Source organism: Bacillus sp. NEAU-CP5 (genome assembly GCF_026420705.1).
Lineage (GTDB): Bacteria > Bacillota > Bacilli > Bacillales > Bacillaceae > Bacillus > Bacillus velezensis.
Genome location: NZ_JAPMOV010000002.1, coordinates 427,164 through 451,226, shown reverse-complemented (window position 1 = coordinate 451,226; position 24,063 = coordinate 427,164). Strand labels below are relative to the sequence as shown.

General features: G+C 45.2%; 24 protein-coding genes and 1 pseudogene. 21 read left to right on the top strand and 4 right to left on the bottom strand.

Annotated features, from left to right (window positions below; genetic code table 11):
* The first annotated feature begins 9 nt into the window (after nucleotides 1-9).
* From spoIIIAE to OTK50_RS07185, 21 genes and pseudogenes are all read left to right on the top strand, one after another.
* The gene (gene spoIIIAE / locus OTK50_RS07285; RefSeq protein ID WP_003153145.1) at nucleotides 10-1,218 is read left to right on the top strand and encodes a stage III sporulation protein AE; all 1,209 of its coding nucleotides are present in this window, start codon (nucleotides 10-12) and stop codon (nucleotides 1,216-1,218) included.
* Between the two features lie 16 nt (nucleotides 1,219-1,234).
* Nucleotides 1,235-1,855, top strand: coding sequence for a stage III sporulation protein AF (gene spoIIIAF / locus OTK50_RS07280; RefSeq protein WP_044802570.1), 621 nt, complete (start codon nucleotides 1,235-1,237; stop codon nucleotides 1,853-1,855).
* A complete protein-coding gene (gene spoIIIAG, locus OTK50_RS07275; RefSeq protein WP_014418358.1) occupies nucleotides 1,848-2,540 on the top strand; it encodes a stage III sporulation protein AG in 693 nt (230 codons plus the stop codon). The genes spoIIIAF and spoIIIAG overlap by 8 nt, the downstream gene beginning before the upstream one ends.
* A gap of 3 nt (nucleotides 2,541-2,543) precedes the next feature.
* A complete protein-coding gene (locus tag OTK50_RS07270; RefSeq protein ID WP_130570798.1) occupies nucleotides 2,544-3,194 on the top strand; it encodes a SpoIIIAH-like family protein in 651 nt (216 codons plus the stop codon).
* Nucleotides 3,195-3,347: 153 nt separating this feature from the next.
* Complete coding sequence (gene accB / locus OTK50_RS07265; RefSeq protein WP_007612510.1) at nucleotides 3,348-3,827, top strand: acetyl-CoA carboxylase biotin carboxyl carrier protein; 480 nt, start codon at nucleotides 3,348-3,350, stop codon at nucleotides 3,825-3,827.
* Between the two features lie 14 nt (nucleotides 3,828-3,841).
* Nucleotides 3,842-5,194 carry an acetyl-CoA carboxylase biotin carboxylase subunit gene (gene accC / locus OTK50_RS07260; RefSeq protein WP_007612508.1) on the top strand — a complete coding sequence of 451 codons (1,353 nt, stop codon included), beginning with the start codon at nucleotides 3,842-3,844 and terminating at the stop codon, nucleotides 5,192-5,194.
* 21 nt (nucleotides 5,195-5,215) lie between these two features.
* Nucleotides 5,216-5,623 (top strand): Asp23/Gls24 family envelope stress response protein, encoded by a 408-nt coding sequence (locus tag OTK50_RS07255; RefSeq protein WP_224223671.1) that lies wholly within the window; start codon nucleotides 5,216-5,218, stop codon nucleotides 5,621-5,623.
* A gap of 264 nt (nucleotides 5,624-5,887) precedes the next feature.
* Nucleotides 5,888-6,280, top strand: coding sequence for a transcription antitermination factor NusB (gene nusB / locus OTK50_RS07250; protein ID WP_007408349.1), 393 nt, complete (start codon nucleotides 5,888-5,890; stop codon nucleotides 6,278-6,280).
* A gap of 11 nt (nucleotides 6,281-6,291) precedes the next feature.
* Entirely contained in the window at nucleotides 6,292-7,143 is an 852-nt protein-coding gene (folD, locus tag OTK50_RS07245) for a bifunctional methylenetetrahydrofolate dehydrogenase/methenyltetrahydrofolate cyclohydrolase FolD (RefSeq protein WP_007408350.1), read from the top strand.
* Between the two features lie 123 nt (nucleotides 7,144-7,266).
* The gene (gene xseA / locus OTK50_RS07240) at nucleotides 7,267-8,613 is read left to right on the top strand and encodes an exodeoxyribonuclease VII large subunit (protein ID WP_015388015.1); all 1,347 of its coding nucleotides are present in this window, start codon (nucleotides 7,267-7,269) and stop codon (nucleotides 8,611-8,613) included.
* Entirely contained in the window at nucleotides 8,610-8,864 is a 255-nt protein-coding gene (locus OTK50_RS07235) for an exodeoxyribonuclease VII small subunit (protein ID WP_007408352.1), read from the top strand. Before xseA ends, OTK50_RS07235 begins: the two co-directional genes overlap by 4 nt.
* Entirely contained in the window at nucleotides 8,854-9,744 is an 891-nt protein-coding gene (locus tag OTK50_RS07230) for a polyprenyl synthetase family protein (RefSeq protein ID WP_224223670.1), read from the top strand. The genes OTK50_RS07235 and OTK50_RS07230 overlap by 11 nt, the downstream gene beginning before the upstream one ends.
* 143 nt (nucleotides 9,745-9,887) lie before the next feature.
* Nucleotides 9,888-11,789 (top strand): 1-deoxy-D-xylulose-5-phosphate synthase, encoded by a 1,902-nt coding sequence (dxs, locus tag OTK50_RS07225; protein WP_044802571.1) that lies wholly within the window; start codon nucleotides 9,888-9,890, stop codon nucleotides 11,787-11,789.
* Entirely contained in the window at nucleotides 11,786-12,631 is an 846-nt protein-coding gene (locus tag OTK50_RS07220) for a TlyA family RNA methyltransferase (RefSeq protein ID WP_007612503.1), read from the top strand. Before dxs ends, OTK50_RS07220 begins: the two co-directional genes overlap by 4 nt.
* A 96-nt stretch (nucleotides 12,632-12,727) precedes the next feature.
* Nucleotides 12,728-13,177, top strand: coding sequence for a transcriptional regulator AhrC/ArgR (ahrC, locus tag OTK50_RS07215; RefSeq protein WP_003153173.1), 450 nt, complete (start codon nucleotides 12,728-12,730; stop codon nucleotides 13,175-13,177).
* 31 nt (nucleotides 13,178-13,208) lie between these two features.
* Nucleotides 13,209-14,939 carry a DNA repair protein RecN gene (recN, locus tag OTK50_RS07210; RefSeq protein ID WP_224223669.1) on the top strand — a complete coding sequence of 577 codons (1,731 nt, stop codon included), beginning with the start codon at nucleotides 13,209-13,211 and terminating at the stop codon, nucleotides 14,937-14,939.
* A gap of 163 nt (nucleotides 14,940-15,102) precedes the next feature.
* Nucleotides 15,103-16,383, top strand: a complete 1,281-nt coding sequence (gene spoIVB / locus OTK50_RS07205) for a SpoIVB peptidase (RefSeq protein ID WP_224223668.1) — start codon at nucleotides 15,103-15,105, stop codon at nucleotides 16,381-16,383.
* Nucleotides 16,384-16,663: 280 nt separating this feature from the next.
* Nucleotides 16,664-17,464: a sporulation transcription factor Spo0A gene (spo0A, locus tag OTK50_RS07200; protein WP_003153177.1), complete on the top strand. Its 801-nt coding sequence runs from the start codon at nucleotides 16,664-16,666 to the stop codon at nucleotides 17,462-17,464.
* Nucleotides 17,465-18,283: 819 nt separating this feature from the next.
* Nucleotides 18,284-18,925, top strand: coding sequence for an ApaLI family restriction endonuclease (locus OTK50_RS07195; protein WP_224223667.1), 642 nt, complete (start codon nucleotides 18,284-18,286; stop codon nucleotides 18,923-18,925).
* 7 nt (nucleotides 18,926-18,932) lie between these two features.
* Complete coding sequence (locus OTK50_RS07190; protein WP_224223666.1) at nucleotides 18,933-20,141, top strand: DNA-methyltransferase; 1,209 nt, start codon at nucleotides 18,933-18,935, stop codon at nucleotides 20,139-20,141.
* 523 nt (nucleotides 20,142-20,664) lie between these two features.
* Nucleotides 20,665-20,760, top strand: a pseudogene (locus tag OTK50_RS07185) (hypothetical protein); the annotation flags it as partial.
* A gap of 147 nt (nucleotides 20,761-20,907) precedes the next feature.
* Here the strand turns inward: OTK50_RS07185 and alr are convergent.
* From alr to OTK50_RS07165, 4 genes are all read right to left on the bottom strand, one after another.
* Complete coding sequence (gene alr / locus OTK50_RS07180) at nucleotides 20,908-22,089, bottom strand: alanine racemase (protein ID WP_038459148.1); 1,182 nt, start codon at nucleotides 22,087-22,089, stop codon at nucleotides 20,908-20,910.
* Nucleotides 22,090-22,265: 176 nt separating this feature from the next.
* Nucleotides 22,266-22,478, bottom strand: a complete 213-nt coding sequence (locus OTK50_RS07175) for a spore germination protein (RefSeq protein ID WP_038459145.1) — start codon at nucleotides 22,476-22,478, stop codon at nucleotides 22,266-22,268.
* Between the two features lie 125 nt (nucleotides 22,479-22,603).
* Complete coding sequence (locus OTK50_RS07170) at nucleotides 22,604-22,816, bottom strand: spore germination protein (protein ID WP_007408362.1); 213 nt, start codon at nucleotides 22,814-22,816, stop codon at nucleotides 22,604-22,606.
* A 126-nt stretch (nucleotides 22,817-22,942) separates the two neighbouring features.
* Entirely contained in the window at nucleotides 22,943-24,061 is a 1,119-nt protein-coding gene (locus OTK50_RS07165; RefSeq protein ID WP_224223665.1) for an NADH-dependent flavin oxidoreductase, read from the bottom strand.
* Nucleotides 24,062-24,063: the final 2 nt, after the last annotated feature.

The following is a 24,063-nucleotide window of genomic DNA, read 5'->3' as shown; positions in this document are numbered from 1 at the left end:
GCACAAAAAATGAAGCGCTTTCGGTGGGCGGGAGCTTTTTTGTTCATCCTCTTATTTTTTCAGACTGAATGTGTACAAGCTGCCGGAACAGACGGTGCGTCGCAGGAAACCGCAGTTCACCAAGAATCCGCTGATGAAGTGGCGAAAAAGCAGGCCGAAGCGCTGAAAACAGAAGGCATCGGAAAGTTTTGGGACGACATCATGACAGAATACGGCGGTCTTCTGCCTGAAAGCCAAAAGGGAAGCATCATCGACTTTATTAACGGTGAAAAAACGTTCTCACCGGAGGCATGGCTGAAGGCTTTATTTTCATACTTGTTTCATGAAGTGCTCGCAAACGGAAAGCTTCTGGGAACTTTGATTCTTCTTACCATTTTTTGTGTCATTCTGCAGCTCCTGCAAAATGCGTTCCAGCAGAGCACCGTCAGCAAAGTGGCTTATGCAATCGTCTACATGGTGCTGATTATTCTCGCTTTAAACAGCTTTCATGTTGCCGTCAATTATGCCAGTGAAGCGATCCAGACGATGACAAGCTTCATTCTCGCGCTCATCCCGCTTTTACTCGCGCTTTTGGCGTCTTCCGGGGGAGCCGTCTCCGCAGCTTTTTTTCACCCCGTTATTTTATTTCTGATGAATACGAGCGGCCTTCTCATTCAAAACATCGTCATGCCGCTTATCTTCCTGTCAGCGATTTTAAGCATCGTCAGCACGATGACGGATCAATATAAAGTCACGCAGCTTGCCAATCTGCTCAGAAATATCGCGATCGGCGCGCTTGCCGTATTCCTCACCGTGTTTCTCGGCGTCATCTCCGTACAGGGGGCTTCGGCTGCCGTGACGGACGGGATTACGCTCAGGACTGCAAAATTTATAACAGGCAATTTTATTCCCGTGCTCGGCCGGATGTTTACGGATGCGACGGATACGGTCATCAGCGCCTCGCTCCTATTAAAAAACACTGTGGGAATCCTCGGAGTCGGAATTTTGATCTGCATCTCCGCGTTTCCGGCGATCAAAGTGCTCTCGCTCGCTTTTATTTATAAGCTCGCGGCCGCTATTTTGCAGCCGCTCGGAGGCGGGCCCGTCATTACGTGTCTCGGTGTCATCAGCAGAAGCGTACTGTATATTTTCGCGGCGCTCGCCATTGTCTCTCTCATGTTTTTCCTCAGCATCACAGTCATTATTACAGCAGGCAACCTCACCATGATGATGAAATAAAGGAGGCCCATTGGATATGAGCTTTTTAACAGAATGGCTGACAAGCATTATTTTATTTATCTTATTCGCCATCGTCATCGACATGCTGCTGCCCAGCTCCAGTATGCAAAAATACGCAAAGATGGTTGTCAGTCTGCTGTTAATCATTGTCATGCTCAACCCGATATTCAAACTTTTCAAAACAGACCCGGAAATCATCTTCGATTATTTGACAAAACAAGAGCAATCTCAATCCGCTGATATAAAAAATCAAATCAAATCAGAAAAAAAAGAAATACAAGCATCAAACCGCGCATATGTTTTAGAAGAAATGGCTGTCCAACTAAAAAAGAAAGCGGAGGAGATGTTCAGTCATGACGAATACAAAATAGACGACATCCGCCTTAAAGCGGAAGAACAGGTTCGTTCAGAAGAAGATGTAAAAACGATCAGCGTGTATATGGCCCCATCTTCTGAAAAAACCGTGCAAACCGTCGCACCGATCGACATCCGCACAGACCGCAAATACGAACCGGAAGGCGCAGCCGACAAAAAAGAGGCCGCAGACATCAAAGAAAAACTTGCGGATATATGGGAAATCGGCAGTGAGAAAATTACGGTTTATATGGAAGGCGGGGAGAAAAACGGCCATGAATAAAAACGGACTATGGACCATACTCAAAAAACAGCTGATGATCGGACAGGCGAAAGACGGAGAAAAACCAAAACTGACAAAATATCATTACTTTCTGTTCGTATTTGTGCTCGGGGTATCTTTTATGCTGGTCAGCCAGCTGTTCTCTTCACCGGAGAAAACCGGGAAGGACCAAACGGCGCAGACCGTCATGTCCGGCCGAACGGAAGACAAAAGCGGGCAAAAAAGCGCACCCGTTTTTAAGGCATCGAAAGACGGCAGCGCCAAAACCACGATCGATGATTACGAAAGAGACTATGAAAACCAGCTGAAAGAAATCCTTGAAACAATTATCGGCGTGGAGGATGTCTCAATTGTCGTAAACGTAGACGCAACATCTTTGAAAGTGTTTGAGAAAAATAAAACGAAAAAAGACACCACCACTGAAGAAACCGATAAAGAAGGCGGCAAAAGAAGCGTAACCGATCAAACCTCTGAAGAACAAATTGTCATGATTCGAAACGGGGACCAGGAAACCCCGGTCGTCGTCCAGACGAAAAAGCCCGATATCCGCGGTGTACTCGTTGTCGCTCAGGGAGTGGACAACGTTCAAATAAAAAAAACCATCATTGATGCCGTCACAAGGGTGCTTGATGTTCCGAGCTACCGTGTAGCGGTTGCCCCTAAAAAAATCAAGGAGGATTCATAAATCATGCTGAAAAAACAAACGGTTTGGCTTTTAACAATGCTCAGTCTCGTCGTGGTATTAAGTGTTTATTATATTATGTCGCCGGAAAGCAAAAATGCCGTGCAGATGAAAAGCGAAAAAAGCAGCGGAGAAGTCGCCGCTGAAAAAACGCCGGCTCCTGAAACGAAAGATAAGAGCGGAAGCGGTACGGAAAAAGAAGACGGAACAAAAGGAACGAAAGATTCTAAAGGCACAAAAGAGGATAAAGAAACATCAGCCGAAGCATCGGACAAAGACGGATCGGTCGCCACAGAAACAGCTGATGAAAACTTATTTACCGCATACCGTATGGAACTTGAAGACGCAAGAAGCAAAGAAAGGGAACAGTTAAACAGCATTGTTTCAAGCGATGATGCGACCGCAAAGGAAAAAAGCGAAGCCTACGATAAAATGACGGCGCTGAGCAATGCTGAAGGGACGGAAAAACAGCTGGAAACGCTGATTAAAACACAAGGCTACAAAGATGCGCTCGTGGATGCTGAAGGAGACAAAATCAACATTACCGTCATGTCTGACAAACATTCAAACGCAAAAGCTTCCGCTATCATTGACCTGGTGGAAAAAGAAATCAAGACGATGAAAGACGTCGCCGTCACGTTTGAACCGACAAAGTAAGAGACCTGAACCGCCCGCACCCGCTGCGGGCTTTTCTGATGTCATTTTAGATCAGTGTTGAATTTACACAAGCGCTCCTGTAAGATAAACATAGTATGTACTTTTAGTAGCAACCCATAAATTTCTATTTTTTATACATAGGAGTGGAAACTGATGTTAAAAATCAACGAAATTCACGAACTGATAAAAAGAATCGATGAATCTTCCATCGACGAATTTGTTTACGAAATTGAAGGCGTAAGCCTCAAACTGAAAAAAAATGAAGCGCCGGCAGTGAATGTAACGGGACAAGCCCAAGCCGTTCCCGCCGCTTACGCACCTGCTCCGCAGGCTGCAAAACCGGAAGCGCGTGAAGCCGCTCCTGCTCAGGAAGCGCCGAAACAAGACGAAAACCTGCACAAAATTACGTCTCCGATGGTCGGAACGTTTTATGCTTCTTCATCGCCGGAAGCCGGCCCTTACGTAAACCAAGGTTCAAAAGTGAGCGAAAATACAGTTGTTTGTATCGTAGAAGCAATGAAACTCTTTAACGAGATTGAAGCCGAAGTAAAAGGAGAAATCGTTGAAGTGTTAGTTGAAAACGGCCAGCTGGTCGAATACGGACAACCTCTATTTCTTGTAAAAGCTGAGTAAGGAGACCTGCTATTATGATTAAAAAGCTATTGATCGCCAACCGAGGAGAAATCGCCGTCAGAATCATCCGGGCCTGCAAAGAGATGGGCATTGAAACTGTAGCCGTTTATTCTGAGGCAGATAAAGACGCCCTGCATGTCCAAATGGCCGATGAGGCTTTTTGTATCGGGCCGAAAACATCGAAAGAAAGCTATTTAAATGTAACGAACATCGTCAGCGTCGCAAAGCTGACCGGCACGGATGCGATTCATCCGGGATACGGATTTTTAGCTGAAAACGCCGACTTTGCCGAGCTGTGCGAGGAATTAAACGTAACGTTTGTCGGCCCTACGGCTGACGCCATTTCAAAAATGGGAACAAAAGATATCGCGCGCGACACGATGCAGCTGGCGGGCGTGCCGATTGTGCCCGGTTCAAAAGGAATCATAAAAAATACAGAAGAAGCGGTTTCGCTTGCAGGTGAAATTGGGTATCCTGTCATTATAAAAGCCACTGCGGGCGGAGGCGGAAAAGGCATCCGGGTCGCACGCACAGAAGAAGAACTGATCAAAGGCATTGAGATTACCCAGCAGGAAGCCGCTACGGCATTCGGAAATCCGGGTGTGTACATCGAGAAGTACATAGAAGATTTCCGCCATGTTGAAATTCAGGTGCTTGCGGATAATTACGGAAACACGATCCATCTCGGAGAGCGTGACTGTTCTATCCAAAGACGTCTGCAAAAACTTCTTGAAGAGTCACCGTCACCTGCGCTTGATTCTGAAATCAGGGAGCAGATGGGTGAAGCAGCGGTAAAAGCAGCGAAGGCCGTCGGTTACACGGGAGCCGGCACAGTAGAATTCATTTATGACTACAGAGAACAGCGCTACTACTTCATGGAAATGAACACGCGTATTCAAGTAGAGCACCCTGTCACAGAAATGGTGACGGGAACGGATCTGATCAAAGAACAGATCAAAGTGGCATCCGGACAGGAGCTTTCGCTCAGACAGGAAGACGTTGAATTTAACGGCTGGGCGATTGAATGCCGCATCAACGCTGAAAATCCTGCGAAAAACTTCATGCCTTCACCCGGTAAAATTAACATGTACCTGCCGCCGGGCGGACTCGGTGTACGCGTGGATTCAGCCGCATATCCCGGCTACTCGATCCCGCCGTACTATGACAGTATGATTGCTAAAGTCATCACATACGGAACAACGCGTGATGAGGCAGTCGCACGGATGAAACGCGCGCTGAGCGAATTCGTGATTGAAGGTATTGAAACGACGATTCCGTTCCATTTGAAACTGCTTGAACACGAAACATTTGTCAGCGGAGAGTTTAATACAAAGTTTTTAGAAACATATGATGTAATGGGCTCATAATTTTTGCGGGAGGTGAATTGAATGGAAGACAACAGTGTGCTTAAAATGGATCATGATGAGGCTCATTTAGGCAAGGTTGAAATTGCTCCTGAAGTCATTGAAGTCATTGCCGGCATCGCCTCTTCCGAAGTTGAAGGAGTTGCTGAAATGCGCGGCAATTTCGCCACGGGCGTCGTAGAACGCTTCGGCAAAATCAATCACGGCAAAGGCGTAAAGGTCGATTTAGCCGATGACGGGATTACCATCGACGTCTATTGCGTCGTTCAATTCGGGATCTCGATCCCGAAAGTGGCGGCAAGCGTTCAGGAGAATATCCGCCAAACCTTATTAAACATGACGTCTCTGACCATTAATGAAATCAATATTCATATCGTCGGCATTCAATTTGACACGAAAGCCCAAGAAGTCGAAATCGACGAAGAAATGTAATGAGCGTATAAAAACCAAGGGGATGGGCAGCCCTTTGGTTTTTTATACGTTTCCCGTCATTTCAGGCATGAAGAAAGCCGGCTTACAAACGGCAGCCGAGTTTCTTCATGCTGTGAAATCCGAATGAAATTAATAAGGTTTGTGAAAATATTCGGCATTAGGGTGAAAAAACCTAAATTTCGACATGCGATTGAGAAAAAAATATGTTATGATCTCTTTAAGCTTAACGACAAGCGGATAAAGCGGATCTGAAGGAGAAAGAAAATGAAAAGAAGAACAGCTAGAGAAAAAGCTTTGCAGGCACTTTTTCAGATTGATGTCAGCGATATTGCACCGAACGATGCCATTGAGCACGCGCTTGATGGTGAAAAAACAGATGCCTTCTTTGAACAGCTGGTGTACGGAGTGATCGAACATCAGGTTCAGCTTGATGAAATGATTTCCGGCCATCTCGTCAATTGGAAGCTTGACCGGATTGCAAACGTAGACCGCGCGATCCTGCGTCTGGCGGTGTATGAAATGGTTTATTCTGACGACATTCCTGCTAACGTGTCATTAAACGAAGCGATCGAGCTGGCAAAACGGTTCGGCGACGATAAAGCTGCAAAATTCGTAAACGGGGTTCTTTCTAACATTAAAACTGATATCGAATCATAGGAGGAAAGAAAATGACTGCAACAATCATCGACGGAAAAGAAACGGCTAAAGAAAAACGCGAACAATTGGCAAAAGAAGTAGAAGAGCTGAAAGCACAAGGCGTAGTGCCTGGATTGGCGGTCATTTTAATCGGAGACGATCCCGCTTCTGTTTCATATGTGACAGGCAAGAAAAAAGCCGCTGAAACAATGGGAATGAAATTTAAGCTTGACCGCTTTGACTCAAGCTTAACCGAGGCGGAGCTTTTAACAGTGATTGATCAGTATAATCAAAATCCGGAATTCCACGGCATTCTCGTCCAGCTGCCGCTCCCGGATCATATTTCTGAAAAAGCCGTAATCGAGCGGATCTCCCCTGATAAGGATGTTGACGGTTTCCACCCTCTCAACGTCGGGAAAATGCTGCTTGGCGAAGATACATTTCTTCCATGCACGCCGCACGGAATTGTCGAGTTATTAAAAAAGACGAACGTAGATCTTTCCGGCAAAGAAGTTGTTGTAGTCGGACGAAGCAATATTGTCGGTAAACCGGTCGGCCAGCTGCTGCTGAACGAAAACGCGACCGTCACATATTGCCATTCCCGCACGAAAAATATGTCTGAGCATACGAAAAAAGCAGATATTCTTGTGGTAGCGGTCGGTAAAGCGAACTTCATCAAAGCTGATCAAATCAAAGAGGGCGCCATTGTCATTGATGTCGGCGTCAACCGTCTCGAAAGCGGAAAACTCTGCGGAGACGTTCAGTTTGATGAAGCGAAAGAAAAAGCATCTTTCATTACGCCGGTGCCGGGCGGAGTAGGTCCGATGACCATCACAATGCTTGCGCATAATACTGTTAAATCTGCCAGACGTACGTTATCATAGATAACCGGAGACAGTCACAAAAAGTGTGACAATGAGCACGATACCCGCTTCTTAAGGCTCCTTTCAGCCAGAGCGGGTTTTCTTAGTTTAGGGCAAAAAGCCTTTATGAAAGGAGTGCAGGATGTGAGTGAAGCGGCATATGTCACGGTTTCCGCGCTTACCAAATACATTAAACGAAAATTCGATGTGGACCCTCATCTTGAAGACATTTGGATTAAGGGTGAGCTCTCCAATGTTAAAATCCATACGAGAGGCCACATCTATTTTACATTAAAAGATGAGCATGCCCGCATGCAGGCCGTCATGTTTCAGAGGCAAAGTTCGAGGCTTGCGTTTAAGCCCGAAGACGGAATGAAGGTCATCGTAAGAGGCGGCATCTCCGTCTATGAACCGAGCGGAAGCTATCAGCTGTACGCGAAAGAAATGCAGCCGGACGGTGTGGGGGCGCTCTACTTAGCATATGAAGAATTAAAGAAAAAACTTGCCGGCGAAGGGTTGTTTGATGACCGGCATAAGCAGGCCATCCCCGCTTTTCCGGCCACGATCGGGGTCGTCACGTCACCGACGGGAGCAGCCGTCAGAGACGTCATTACCACACTCAAAAGAAGATACCCCCTTGTGAAAGTCATTGTGCTTCCCGCGCTCGTTCAAGGTGAAAATGCCAGCAGATCGATTGTGAAGCGCATTGAAGAAGCCAATGCACAAAAAATGTGTGACGTCCTGATCGTCGGAAGGGGAGGGGGTTCGATCGAAGAATTGTGGGCATTTAACGAAGAAATCGTGGCCCGGGCGATTTTTGCTTCCGCCATTCCGATTATATCAGCCGTCGGACATGAAACAGATTTTACAATCAGTGATTTCGTCGCGGATATCCGGGCGGCAACGCCGACAGGAGCGGCAGAAATCGCCGTCCCCCACACGACGGACTTAATGGAACGGACAAAAACGGCGGAAGTCCGCCTGACAAGAGCGATGCAGCAGCATATCAGCAAGAAAAAAGAACGGGTTCAATCGCTCCAGTCATCCTACGCGTTCCGTTTTCCGAAACGATTGTATACCCAAAAAGAACAGCAGTTTGACCTTTTGTATCAGCAGTTCCAATCACAGCTCACAGGGCTTACGGACATGAAACAAAGGCAGCTGGAGCGGAATACGTACAGATTAACGGCGCTCCACCCTGAAACCCAGCTGAAACAGGCGAAAAAACGGTACGAGGAGCGCTCAAATCAGCTCGCCCGAAGCATGAATGTCCAGCTGAAGCAGCTTCATTCGCAGTTTCAGACGGTTCTTGGTAAACTGAATGCATTAAGTCCCCTTCAGGTGATGGAGAGAGGATACAGTCTGGCCTATAAAGACAAAGAGCTGATCAAAAGCGTTGATCAAGTGGAACAAAATGATACGCTAGAAGTAAAGATGACAGACGGCGTTCTGACGTGTGAAGTATTGCAAAAGAGAGGCGAACGAAAATGACAGAAACCAAAAAAAGTGAAGAGCTGACATTTGAAGAGGCGATGAAAGGCCTTGAAGGCATTGTGGCAAAGCTTGAAGAAGGAGACGTGCCGCTGGAGCAGGCGATTAATTATTTTCAGGAAGGGATGGCCCTTTCAAAAATGTGCCATGAAAAGCTTCAGCATGTCGAAAAGCAAATGGACTTTATTTTAAAAGATAACGGAGAACTTGCACCTTTCAGCGTTCAGGAGGAAGACGAAGGTGACAAATAAACTGGACGCATTTTTAGCATCGCGCAAACAACTGATTGAACAGCAGCTTTCTTTGTATACAGAACGGCTTGCGATGCCGGAAACCCTCAAAAAATCTATGCTGTATTCTTTGGAAGCGGGCGGTAAGAGGCTGCGCCCCCTCGTCGTCTTAGCCGTTCTGAATGCTTACGGAAAAGATGAAAAGGACGGGATTCCGGTCGGATGCGCTGTCGAAATGATTCATACGTATTCCTTAATCCATGATGATCTTCCTTGCATGGACGATGATGATCTGCGCCGGGGAAAGCCCACAAACCATAAAGTCTTCGGAGAAGCGGCGGCCGTATTGGCCGGAGACGGGCTTCTGACAGAAAGCTTTAAATTGATCACATCTCATGTGTCTGAGGCGGTTTCAGCAGAAAAACGGCTTCGTCTCGTCGATGAGCTGATCAGTGCAGCGGGAACGGAAGGAATGGTCGGCGGGCAGGCTGCCGACATGGAAGCGGAACAAAAGCAGGTAACGCTTGAGGAGCTGGAATCCATCCACGAGCGGAAAACGGCCAAGCTCCTCGGTTTTTCCGTGATGGCGGGCGCCATTTTGGCAGATGCGCCGGAGGATGAAGTCGAAAAGCTCCGTCTGTTCAGCAGCCATATCGGCATCGGGTTTCAAATCAGAGACGACATCCTTGATATTGAAGGTCATGAGGAGAAGATCGGCAAACCGGTCGGCTCAGACACGTCGAACGAAAAATCAACGTATCCGTCGCTTTTAACACTTGAAGGCGCGAAAGAGAAGCTTGCGTATCATATCAGTGAGGCGAAACAGATCATCAGCGGCCTTTCTCTTCAGAAGGAATTGCTGCATGACCTCTGTGATTTAATCGCGGCGAGAGATCATTAAAAACGGTCCTGATTTGAAGGGGCTGCCGCTCCTATGGTAAAATGTAAGCAGTTTCGATGAAAATACAAAGGGAGTCTTTTTCTTTTTTCAAAAAGACACTGTTTAATTTGCAGAAATTCATGCTGAAAGTGAGTTGATCCGCTTTGGATCTTTTATCAATACAGGACCCGTCATTTCTTAAAAAGATGTCAATTGAACAGCTGGAAGAGCTGAGTGAGGAGATCCGCAATTTCCTCATCACATCGCTGTCTGCCTCTGGCGGCCATATTGGGCCGAACCTCGGGGTTGTCGAGCTGACAATTGCGCTTCACAAAGAATTTGACAGTCCGAAAGATAAATTTTTATGGGATGTCGGACATCAGTCCTATGTTCATAAACTGTTAACCGGACGCGGCAAGGAGTTTGAAACCTTGCGCCAATATAAAGGGCTTTGCGGTTTCCCGAAACGCAGCGAAAGCGAACATGACGTATGGGAAACAGGCCACAGCTCAACCTCGCTCTCAGGCGCGATGGGAATGGCTGCCGCCCGTGATATTAAAGGATCGAAAGAATATATCATCCCGATTATCGGAGACGGCGCTTTAACCGGAGGAATGGCGCTTGAAGCGCTGAACCATATCGGTGATGAGAAAAAAGACATGATCGTCATCCTGAATGATAATGAGATGAGCATTGCGCCGAACGTCGGGGCGATTCATTCTATGCTGGGACGGCTTCGCACGGCTGGCAAATATCAATGGGTAAAAGACGAGCTTGAATATTTATTTAAGCGCATCCCGGCCGTCGGCGGAAAATTGGCCGCCACAGCTGAACGTATAAAAGACAGCTTAAAATATATGCTGGTGTCAGGCATGTTTTTTGAAGAGCTGGGCTTTACGTATTTAGGCCCGGTTGACGGTCATTCTTACCACGAACTGTTTGAAAACCTGCAATACGCCAAAAAAACGAAAGGCCCTGTCCTTTTACATGTCATTACGAAAAAGGGCAAAGGCTATAAACCGGCTGAGACCGACACAATCGGCACATGGCACGGAACGGGGCCGTACAAAATCAATACGGGTGATTTCGTCAAGCCGAAAGCCGCGGCGCCTTCATGGAGCGGACTTGTCAGCGGCACCGTGCAGGAGCTGGCGCGTGAGGATGACAGAATTGTCGCGATTACACCGGCTATGCCGGTCGGCTCTAAACTGGAAGGATTTGCGAAAGAATTCCCTGAACGCATGTTTGATGTCGGAATCGCAGAACAGCATGCGGCGACGATGGCGGCTGGAATGGCGCTCCAAGGCATGAAGCCGTTTCTTGCGATTTATTCGACCTTTTTGCAGCGGGCGTACGATCAGGTCGTCCATGACATCTGCCGTCAAAACGCGAATGTATTTATCGGCATTGACCGCGCCGGTTTGGTCGGCGCTGACGGGGAAACGCATCAAGGCGTTTTTGACATCGCCTTTTTGCGGCATATACCGAACCTCGTTTTAATGATGCCGAAGGATGAAAATGAAGGCCGCCATATGGTCAATACAGCCCTTTCCTACGAGGAAGGTCCGATTGCGATGCGCTTCCCGCGCGGAAACGGACTCGGCGTAAAGATGGATAAAGAGCTGAAAACCATTCCGATCGGAACATGGGAAGTGCTCCGTCCCGGAAAAGACGCGGTCATTTTAACATTCGGTACGACCATTGAAATGGCGCTGGAAGCGGCTGAAGAACTGCAAAAAGAAGGCCTGTCCGTGCGTGTCGTGAATGCGCGGTTCATAAAACCGATTGATCAACAAATGATGAAGGCCATTCTTAATGATGGTCTGCCGATTTTAACGATAGAAGAAGCCGTGCTTGAAGGCGGATTCGGCAGCACGATTCTCGAATTCGCTCATGACCTCGGCATGTATCATACACCGATTGACAGAATGGGCATCCCAGACCGGTTTATTGAGCACGGCAGCGTAACCGCCCTGCTTGAAGAAATCGGTCTCACGAAGGCTGAGGTTATGAACCGGATAAAACTGCTGATGCCCCCGAAGACACATAAAGGAATTGGATCATGACAGCAAAAAAAGAACGATTAGATGTACTTCTTGTAGAAAAAGGCCTTGCGGAAACGCGGGAAAAAGCGAAACGCGCCATTATGGCGGGCATCGTATACTCAAATGAAAACCGATTGGACAAACCGGGTGAAAAAATCGCCCGGGATCTTCCGTTAACGGTAAAAGGAAACCCTCTTAAATACGTCAGCAGAGGCGGATTAAAGCTTGAAAAAGCCTTGGAAGTGTTTCCTGTCTCGGTAAAAGGCAAAACGATGATTGACATCGGCTCGTCTACAGGGGGATTCACGGATTGCGCCCTCCAAAACGGAGCCGAGCGGTCCTACGCAGTGGATGTCGGCTATAATCAGCTTGCTTGGAAGCTCAGACAGGACGAGAGGGTCGTCGTCATGGAACGGACGAATTTCCGCTATTCCGAGCCTTCCGATTTCACAGAGGGTTTGCCGGAATTTGCGACAATCGATGTTTCTTTCATCTCACTCCGCCTCATTCTGCCGGTTTTAAAAACGCTGCTTGTACCGGGGAGCGATTGTATTGCACTGGTAAAGCCGCAATTTGAAGCCGGACGGGAATCCGTCGGAAAAAAAGGCATTGTCAGAGATCCCGGCGTTCATACTGACGTTCTCCGCCGCATGAATCAATTTGCCGCTTCTGAAGGATATACAGTGAAAGGACTGTCCTTCTCACCGATTACAGGGGGAGACGGCAATATTGAGTTTCTGCTTCATTTGGAATGGGGCGGAGAAGACGGAAACGGCGCTGAACTGCCGGAAGAAGACATTCTCCGTACCGTCCGCGAAGCACATGAAACATTAAAAGCCAAAAAGACAGATGTACCGGAATAATAGGGGGCTATTATTCCTTTTTTCTGCCATCATGTACTTTTTATCAAGAAGCGGTTAACATAATGACAAGAACAGCTTGAAAACAGAGGTGCTTACATGACAAAAGGCCAAAGGCATATAAAAATCAGAGAGCTTATTACAAGCCATGAGATTGAAACGCAGGATGACTTAGTTGACATGCTGAGAGAAGAAGGATATAAGGTAACTCAGGCGACTGTCTCCAGAGACATTAAAGAGCTGCATCTCGTAAAGGTGCCGACGAACAACGGCTCCTACAAATACAGCCTGCCGGCGGATCAGCGGTTCAATCCGCTGTCAAAACTGAAGCGTTCATTAATGGATGCGTTCGTAAAAATTGACTCAGCAAGCCATATGATCGTATTAAAAACGATGCCGGGGAATGCTCAGGCAATCGGCGCTCTGATGGATAATCTCGAATGGGAAGAAATCATGGGCACGATCTGCGGAGATGACACGATCTTAATCATCTGCAGGACGCCTGAAGATACGGAGGGCGTTCAAAGCCGTCTTTTGGAGCTGCTGTAGCGTAATTATCAGATAAAAGGTGGAATGCTGTTTGTTAGCTGAACTATCAATAAAAAACTTTGCCATTATAGAGGAACTGACGATTTCGTTTGAACGGGGGCTCACCGTCCTGACGGGAGAAACAGGGGCCGGCAAGTCAATTATTATAGACGCCGTTTCCTTATTAGTCGGCGGCCGCGGCTCGTCTGAATTTGTCCGTTACGGTGAAACAAAGGCCGAGCTTGAAGGACTGTTTCTTTTGGACAGCGGTCATCCCGTTTTTGATGTATGCCGTGAGCAGGGAATAGACGCATCTGATGACATGATTGTCATGAGAAGGGACATCAATGCCGGAGGAAAAAGCGTCTGCCGTGTCAACGGAAAATTAGTGACGATTGCGGCTTTAAGGGAAATCGGCAGACTTTTATTAGATATTCACGGACAGCATGATAACCAGCTGTTAATGGAAGATGACAAACACTTGGAGCTTTTGGACAGGTTTGCGGGCGCTGAGGCCGAATCCGCGCTTCAGGCTTACCATGAAGGCTATGAGCGTTATATGAAGCTGCTCAAAAAAGTGAAGAAGCTGTCAGAAAGCGAGCAGGAAATGGCGCATCGGTTAGACCTGATTCAATTTCAGCTTGAAGAAATCGAGTCGGCGAAGCTTGAATTGAATGAAGACGACCTTCTTCAGGAAGAGCGGAAGCAGATATCCAACTTTGAAAAAATTTATGAATCATTGCAAAACGCCTATAATGCGCTCCGCAGCGAGCAGGGGGGGCTTGACTGGGTCGGAATGGCCTCTGCCCAGCTTGAAGATATTTCGGATATCAATGAACCGCTGCAAAAGCTGTCAGAAAGTGTGTCAAGTTCTTATTATCTGCTGGAGGATGCAACCTTTCAGATGCGCAATCTGTTAGATGATCTGGAATATGACCCGGAACGGCTGAATTTTATTGAAACCCGTTTAAATGAGATCAAACAGCTGAAGCGCAAATACGGAGCGACGGTAGAAGACATTTTGGAATACGGCTCCAAAATAGAAGAGGAAATCGATCAAATCGAGAACCGCGACAGCCACCTTGAAGCGCTGAAGAGGGAATTGGAGTCGGTCGGCAAAGATGTGGCCGTAGAAGCCGCCAATTTATCAAAAATCAGAAAAGCTTGGGCTAAGAAACTGGCAGAAGCGATTCATCAGGAATTAAAAAGTCTGTATATGGGCAAATCAACGTTTGATACGGAATTTCTCGTGAAAACTGATCCGTCAGCCAGTGAAGCACCGGTTGTTAACGGGCAGCCTGTGCAGCTTACCCAAAAGGGGATTGACCTTGTGAAGTTTTTAATTTCAACAAACACCGGTGAGCCTTTAAAACCGCTGTCAAAGGTCGCTTCCGGAGGCGAGCTTTCAAGGGTGATGCTGGCGATGAAGAGTATTTTTTCTTCCCAGCAGGATGTCACCTCCATCATCTTTGACGAAGTGGACACCGGTGTAAGCGGGCGGGTTGCCCAAGCCATCGCGGAAAAAATCCATAAAGTATCGACCGGTTCACAGGTGCTCTGCATTACACACCTGCCGCAGGTTGCCGCCATGGCGGATACGCACCTTCTGATCGCAAAAGAATTCAAAGACGGCCGGACGACAACGCATGTCACGCCGCTTTCCAAACAGGACAAGGTAGCGGAAATCGGCCGCATGATTGCGGGCGTTGAAGTGACCGATCTGACAAAACGGCATGCACAAGAGCTTCTAAAACAGGCCGGACAGGTAAAAACGACAGGATAAGCTGCTGATACAGGCAGCTTATTTTTTTGTTCCATTTCTCTAACAGTGTATCCAATGTTTTTCTTCGTATGCCGGTTATAAATCAAGCGCAGGAAGGCAAAAGTATAGATGTAGCAGAAAAAGAAAGTGGTGTGGGATAGGAGCGAGGAGAGTGAAGGAATGAATGCACGATAACATGAGGAAAGCAATAGGTGTAATTCTCCTTGTTTCTTTACTAAGTGTAGGCTTTTTTAAGCCATTTAAAGAATATTTACTGATACCGTCAGAAATGAGCGTCTTTGAAAACCAGACACAGGCCGTTCCGGTCAATGCATCAATAAGCGCTGAAAAGGGCGAATTATCAGAAGCCTTTACGCTGAAAGAAGAGTACGGCCATGCAAACATAACAGGGCAAACACAAGGCCGGTCAGAAGTAGTATATGATCTTGCCGGGTTTCCCATTAAAAAAACAAAAGTGCGTGTCCTTCCAGAATTGAAGGTCATTCCGGGCGGACAGTCCATCGGTGTAAAACTGCATTCAGTCGGTGTTTTGGTCGTCGGCTTTCACCAGGTGATGACAAAGGATGGGAAAAAGTCTCCGGGAGAACAAGCGGGAATTGAATCTGGCGACATCATTATTAAAATGAACGGACATAAAATTGAAAAAATGAGCGACATCGCCCCGTTTATTCAAAAAGCGGGCAAAACCGGTGAATCTTTGGATTTATTGGTGAAACGCGATAAGCAAAAAATCAAAACAAAGCTGATTCCGACAAAGGACGAAGCCGAGGGGAAATATCGAATCGGCCTTTATATCCGCGATTCGGCAGCCGGCATCGGCACCATGACATTTTTTGAACCAAAAACAAAAAAATACGGCGCATTGGGCCACGTCATCTCTGATATGGATACAAAAAAACCGATTGTTGTAGAAGACGGAGAAATCGTCCGTTCAACTGTAACATCGATTGAAAAAGGAAAAGGCGGCAATCCCGGCGAAAAACTGGCAAGGTTTTCGTCAGAACGGAAAACGATCGGCGATATTAACCGCAACAGCCCGTTCGGCATTTTCGGGACACTGCATCAGTCGATTAAAAACAACATTTCCGACAAAGCGCTTCCGATTGCTTTGTCAAATGAAGTAAAAAAAGGACCTGCGCAAATGCTGACGGTTATTGAAAACGATAAAGTAGAGAAATTTGATATTGAAATCGTCAGCACCACACCGCAAAAATTCCCGGCGACAAAGGGAATGGTGTTGAAAGTGACAGATCCGAAACTGCTGAAAAGAACCGGCGGAATCGTTCAGGGGATGAGCGGAAGCCCGATCATCCAGAACGGAAAGGTCGTCGGAGCCGTAACCCACGTATTTGTCAATGATCCGACAAGCGGCTACGGCGTTCATATCGAATGGATGCTGTCTGAAGCGGGTGTTGATGTTTACGGGAAAGACAAAGCAAGCTGACTGCCGGATGATCCGGCAGTTTTTTTATGTGATGCGTTCTTCACTTCTTTCCGGGATTCATGTAAAATAAGACATGAAGATTTTTCGACAAATTCACGTTTCCTGATTTGTCAAACTTAATTTTTAGTCGAAAAACCTAGAAAATGCTAGAAAAACAAAGATATACCACTATTATTGGTAAATATGGATTTTTTAAAAGGGGAAGTAGTGGTTTTGTCGAATGTAACATATAGCAGTCAAATGGGTTGCGTCCTGTTAATACATTGGGGGAGGAAGAAACGTGGAGAAAATTAAAGTTTGTGTTGCTGATGATAATCGAGAGCTTGTAAGCCTGTTGAGTGAATATATAGAGGGACAGGATGATATGGAAGTGATCGGCGTTGCTTATAACGGACAGGAATGTCTTTCGTTGTTTAAAGATAAGAATCCCGATGTGCTCGTTTTAGACATTATCATGCCGCATCTGGACGGACTTGCGGTTTTGGAGCGTCTGCGGGAATCAGAGCTCGAGAAGCAGCCGAACGTCATCATGCTGACGGCATTCGGTCAGGAAGACGTAACGAAAAAAGCCGTCGATTTAGGCGCGTCCTATTTTATCCTGAAGCCGTTTGATATGGAAAACCTTGTCGGCCATATCCGCCAGGTAAGCGGAAATGTCAGCAGTGTCACACACCGTGCGCCGTCTGCGCAAAGCAGCATTATCCGCAGCCAGCCGGAGCCGAAGCGGAAAAATCTCGATGCCAGCATTACAAGCATTATCCATGAGATCGGTGTGCCTGCCCATATCAAAGGCTATCTTTATTTGCGTGAAGCCATTTCCATGGTGTATAACGATATTGAACTCCTCGGCAGCATCACAAAAGTCCTTTATCCCGACATCGCCAAAAAATTCAACACGACCGCAAGCCGTGTAGAACGGGCCATCCGCCACGCCATTGAAGTCGCATGGAGCAGGGGAAATATTGATTCCATTTCCTCACTGTTCGGATATACGGTAAGCATGACAAAAGCAAAACCAACCAACTCGGAATTCATCGCGATGGTTGCTGACAAGCTGAGATTGGAGCATAAAGCAAGTTAACCGTTAATAAACCTTTGGTATTACTAGGGTTAAAGCGTTATACATTTATTGTGAAATGAAGTATCTTGACCGAAAAAACTGCTTTTTTAACCGAAAAATATTCCGCTTGTTTACCGAAAGACATTTTCCTTTATTGGTATGTAAATTTACTGATAAGAGGGGGTGTCTTTTTTTGTAACTTTCAGATATGGAACTTCATATGGATCACTTCATGTTGTATTGTTCCACCAAAATTGATTCATGAACAAACATTGCGGCTATTAGTTTCGTACATGTTAGAAGAATTTCAGATTGAGGAAGTTGTCAAAGTTAAGCCCACACATATTAGACAGAAAGCGAAAAATATACGTAGTTTCTAGTGAGATATCGAAAAAAGTCAATCATCCCGACCAGATAGAAACGATTATAATAAGCCTGTAAGCGACACTCCTGTGGCAAATTACTTGCGGAATAAAAGTATTCTTTAACTATTTGTACAACGTAGGCTACTTGCGTGTGTAGGCTTGTATAAAAGGAATTCTAGCGATTCAATAGGGGCGATACAAAACGGAAACCTTAGCTTGATATACAATCAAGTGTTTATTTAGAATTGTCTATTTCTTATGATTGATGTTATTTTTTTATCGTCTCTCGTAAGATGAACGATTTTTTGTTCAAGCCGTTGTCCTCCTTTCAACCAATCAAGCAAAAATCAAAACCTAAAATCAAGTGCTTGAAACCATAAATACAAGAAAAAGACTAACACATAATTACAACAATTATTCATAATGAGAGTTGTGCTATAATTGAGGATAGATTTTTTTCTTGTAGGGGGATAATATGAAGAACGTTGTAGAAAATGCAGTAAGAAAACTGGCTGAAACATATGCAGAAAAACTAAATAAACAAGTGTTAAAACGCGTAAAGGATATGGAAAAAGATAATAAGTCACACTACTTAATTTATCAAGTCTTAAAAGTCACCTTAGAAGAAGGGGAATTGATTGACATTTACCAAAATAAGGGGCGTTTCCTTTACAAGTATGCTGGTTCATTTTTAGAGGAAGCTGCGATACTTTGTTTTGAATATAAGTTCGGTGAAGATACATTGAAAAAGGTGAAAATACCCAACACAATTGGGCAACGACCTAAAACATTTGAAATAGATTGCCTTGTTGGTGAAAATGCGTATGAGATAAAATGGAGAGACGCTACGACAGATGGAGACCATATTACTAAAGAACATACCCGTATGCAAGTTATCAAAGAGGCAGGATATACGCCAAATCGAATTATGTTTTATTATCCAAATAGAACGCAAGCTATTCGTATTCAACAAACATTAGAAACCTTATATCAAGGTGCAGAAGGACATTACTATTATGGTGACTCTGCATGGGATTACATTTATAAAGTAACAGACATTGATTTAAAAGGAATACTAACTAAAATAGCGGAGGAAAATCTAGCAAGTAAGGAGTAATAATTATATGTCAATTTTCTTAGGGGACTGCTTAGAACAACTGAAGAATATACCTGATGAAACGGTAGACCTAATTTATTTAGACCCGCCATTTTATACTCAAAAGACTCAAAAACTAAGGGCTAGAGACAACTTAAAAGAATACTCTTTCGACGATAGTTGGGAATCAATACAAGAATACTTCAACTTTATTAAAGATAGGTTATTAGAGTGTCATAGAGTTCTAAAGAAGTCAGGTAGCATATTCTTACATTGTGATAAATCAGCTTCGCACTATTTAAGAGTAGCGTTAGATGAAGTTTTTGGAATGGATAAATTTCGAAGTGAAATAATTTGGGCTTATAAACGTTGGTCAAACTCTAAGGTTGGATTATTAAATAATCATCAAACTATTTATTTTTATAGCAAATCCAAGAAGTTTAAGTTTAATACGATATATACTGATTATTCAGCGACAACTAATATTGACCAAATACTGCAAGACAGGGTGCGAAACGAAAACGCAAAGTCAGTCTATAAACTAGACGAGAATGGTAAACCTATTATAGGAAAAGAGAAAAAAGGTGTTCCACTATCAGACGTTTGGAATATTCCGTTCTTGAACCCTAAAGCAAAAGAAAGAACGGGTTATCCCACTCAAAAACCAATCCTATTACTTGAACAAATATTGAAGGTTGCAACTGATGAAGGAGACGTTGTATTGGACCCGTTTTGTGGAAGTGGTACAACTCTTGTAACGGCAGACATTATGAATCGACAATATATAGGGATAGATATTTCAGAGGATGCAATTGAATTAACGAAACAACGGCTAGATAATCCTATTAAAACTAATTCTCACTTACTTAAAAAGGGAGAACAAGAGTACCTTACCAAGACAGAGGAAGAACTAGCAATATTAAATAGCGTTGGTGCAAGACCGGTTCAAAGGAATAAAGGAATAGATGGTTTCCTTAAAGAGTATTACGAGGAAAAGCCAGTACCTATAAAAATCCAAAAGGCAGGAGAAACCCTAGAGGAAGCTATTGATAAACTAATAACCGCAAGTAAAAAAAGAGATTGTGTTTTAAAAATTTTAATTAGAACCAATAGGGATTCAAATCAACTTATTCAATTGAATGATTTTCAAAACGAAAATCTTCTAATTATTGATAGTTATGATTTTGTGATTAAAAGCAAATTGGAGAATGGACTATTTAGTGAAAACTTAATATAGTTCTTTTCGTATTATAGAGAACCAAGTGTGTAATTGCTTCGGTTCTTCTTTTTTGTTTTAAATGAAGTAGCCGGTTAATCAAAGTCCATTCCAGTACATAATTATTCCTCCTTTATCTCACGTAATTCCATATGCAGATTGAACATAACGGAAAGTGACGCTGTGTTTTTCGGCTACCTTTGACCAATTACTGTGTTTTGAATGTTCTTTAAAATCTTTTGGCAAACCTTTATTACTTAAATCGACCTTGTTAGGATTCTTTTACTTATTCCGTTAACTCCTATAATTTGTTTTGTTGTTTACAATAGTTGCGGAACTGGAAGGCGATTCGTGACACGGTTAAAAACCTTGTCTTTTTTCGTTTAAATACCGAATATTTTCGTTAGGACAATAAAAAAACCTTTTTATTGACATTTTTACGTTTGAATTATTTAAATAAGAATTGTTAGTGATTAAAACGCTATAAACTTCAAAAATTCATACCTTAAATAAACGAAACGTAAAAAAACCTTAATATAACAATGGAGACACTGTCTGCATGACAAAAGCAAAACCAACCAATTCAGAATTCATCGCGATGGTTGCTGACAAGCTGAGATTGGAGCATAAAGCTTCGTAACAAAGCTTTTGGCTAAATGCCTTTTTCGCGCCTTCTTTTCCGTGCATGAACGCGGAAGAGAAGGCGTTTTGAAATTTTGCTGACGAAAACAATGGGAATCACTCACGCCGTTACTTGTTCTATACATAAATGCGGGATCTATGACGTCTACACGTATAATACCGGAGCTGATATTTTAATGATTTTGCCGTCTCTGAAATAAAAGCGGGGGACGCGGCGGCTTAACACAGATAAGACTTCGTAGCTGATCGTACCGAGCATTTCGGCAATTTCATCAACGGAAATCTCGGCTCCTTGTTGTTTACCGTAGATGACGACTTCTTCTCCTTGTTTGCCCTCATTCTCACCTAAACTGACCATGATCATATCCATTGTCACTCTCCCCGCCACCGGCACCCGTCTGCCGCGGTGCAGAATAAACCCGCGGTTGGACAGGGCGCGGGAGTAACCGTCAGCATAGCCGATCGGAATCGTCGCGATGATTTCACCCGGTTCGGCGATATATGTGGCACCATAACTGACGGTCCGGGGCTCTGTCGCCATGGCCTTCACATAAGCAATACGCGCCTTTAAACTTAGTGCGGGTGTGAGATCCACGAGGTTCAGTTCCTTTATCGAGGCGGACGGATATAAACCATATAACCCAATGCCTAAACGGATCATGTCGGCGCTGAATTCCGGGAATGCGATAGCGGCGGCTGTATTGCACATATGCACGGTAGGCAGCGTAATGTCTTGATTTTTTAAAAAGCTGAGAAAGCTGATAAACTTTTCGTGTTGCAGCATCGTCAGCTCAGTGTCCGGTTCATCCGCTGTTGAAAAATGTGTAAAGATGCCATCCCATGACAGGTATGTACTCGACTTGAGCGCTTTCACCACTGCTAAAAGATCTTCTTCCGTACGCACACCCAGCCGGCCCATTCCGGTATCCACATTGATATGAATGGACAGCCGTTTCGAATCTGCTTCTTTTTCCAATATCCGATTCGCTTTTTTGATCCAGCTGACCTGAAACGCTGATAATGTTATGTTCCAAACGGCAGATTTTTTCACACAGCTGAGAGCTGTGAAGCCGAGCACAAGAATAGGTGCCGTAATTCCCGCTCTCCGTAACACAATTCCCTCTTCGACACTGGCGACAGCGAGTTCGCTCGCCCCGCTTTCCAGTGCCTGCCGCGCTACTTCCACAGAGCCGTGGCCATAAGCGTTCGCTTTTACGACGGCCATAATTTTAGACGTATTCGGAATATGGCGGCGGATCGCCCGTACGTTCTTTTTTATCGCATCAAGGTCGACTTCAATCCAAACTTCCCGGCAAAGTTTTTTCATCACGATTCCTTCTTTCCTTAATGAGTTTCAGTACTCATGCTTTCAATCTGCATTCTATTCACCTTGAACTGAAATCATTCAAAACAAGGGAAGGTGATCGCTGATGTTTAAAGATCAAGGTTTCAGGAAATCAGTGCGCCTGCTTTATTTATGCTGAAAGGGCTGCATGGCAGCCCTTAAATTGACTTTACAATATTCTGATCTGAAAATTGATGTTCAAACATTTTGGAGTGGCTCACAGCATTGTTTTGAATGACAATGCCGATATTTCCCCCTCCGGCACCGAAAACGGTTTTTGATGCAGTCAGCGGACTGATGGATATGGCGCCGCCAACATTGACAACTCCGTTTCCTGATACGTTGTTTATCGTAATCGGGCAACCGCTCATTCTATTTTTTCTCCTTTCTCTCACAGTCTACTAACTATATGTACGCTGTGATATGGAATAAGATTAAACAAAACGGCAAAAAGAATCCGGCTGCTGCCAGCCGGAAAGGGAGGGGAATGGAGATGTCATAGTGTTTTCGTTACATTTTGATCAGAGTATTGAGAGCTTGAAGATTGAGATGTACTGGATTGATTCATTTGCAGGACCATCCCTGTATTTCCCCCACCTGAGCCGTAGACGGTTTTTGATACGGTTAAAGGACTTATCGAAAACGCACCGCCGACATTGACAACCCCGTTTCCGGAAAGACTGTTAATCGTAATAGGAAAACCAGCCATCATATACGGTCTCCTTTCTATTAATCTATTTACTATATGTACGCTGTGTGTTAGAAATAGGAGTAAACAAAGCGGTAAAAACTTGTGAATCAAAAAAACTGCCGGACATCCGGCAGTTTTTTTAGTCTACTTTTCAAACGGCACCCAGCCGCCTGTATTCTGAATCATTTCCCATAACGGTTCAGGAAGTCGGTATTTCTCAATTTCAGATGCTTGAATGGCTTTTTCGATTTCCTGTTCGCGGCCTTCTTTGACCAGCACCGCCCATTCGGGGTTAATCAAAATGACACGTCCCAGAGCCACCAGCGGAATTCCGCTTTCTAATACAGCAAGCGCTTCCTCCGCGGTATAGATGGAACCGACGGCCATCAGCGGCACTTTATGGCCGACGCGTTCGTTTAATAAATCCATCCGGGTCCGTGAAGTATCCGCTCCGCGGCGGGCTTTGGAATTGACATCCATCAGTGAAATATGCAGATAATCCAAGTTCTCTTCTGCAAGCGCGCCGGCGAGCATGAATGTTTCTTTCATTGTAAGCCCCGGTGTTTCCGGCTCTTCCGGTGACAGGCGGTAGCCGAGAACGAATGGATTTTCAGCGTGTGTATCAATTGCCCGTTTGACAGCGTCAACGACTGCAAGCGGGAACGCAAGGCGCTTTTCATCGCTTCCGCCCCAGCGGTCTGTGCGCCGGTTTGTTTTCGGTGAATAAAATTGGTGAATCAGGTACCCGTTTGCCCCGTGAATTTCAACACCGTCAAAGCCGGCTTCAATCGCTCTGCGTGTCGCCTCGCCGAATGCTTTCACGATGTGCTCAATTTCTTGTTCGGTGAGAGCCCGGGACGTTTGTCTCCCATCTTCTTCTGAGCCGCTCGGACTGACGACGTCGTTGTTTGGCACGAGTTCAGGAGGGCATTCCAATCCTCCGTGGTGAATCTGCACAACGGCTTTCGCTCCTTGAGACTGGATCGCCCGAGCGAGTTTTTTCAAGCCGGGAATGTGAGAATCATCATAGATGCCGGGCTGGCCTGGAAACGCTTTGCCGTCCGGCGTTACGTTTGCACATGCCGTAATGACCATGCCCATTTCTTTTGAACGGGGAGTAATGTAGCTTAATTCACGGTCGGAAATCGTTCCGTCATCATTTGATGAATAGTGTGTCATCGGCGCGACTGAAATACGGTTTGGTATGGTGACGCCGCTTTCGAACGTAAAAGGTTCAAACAGCGGTTTATAAGTTTGCTTCATCA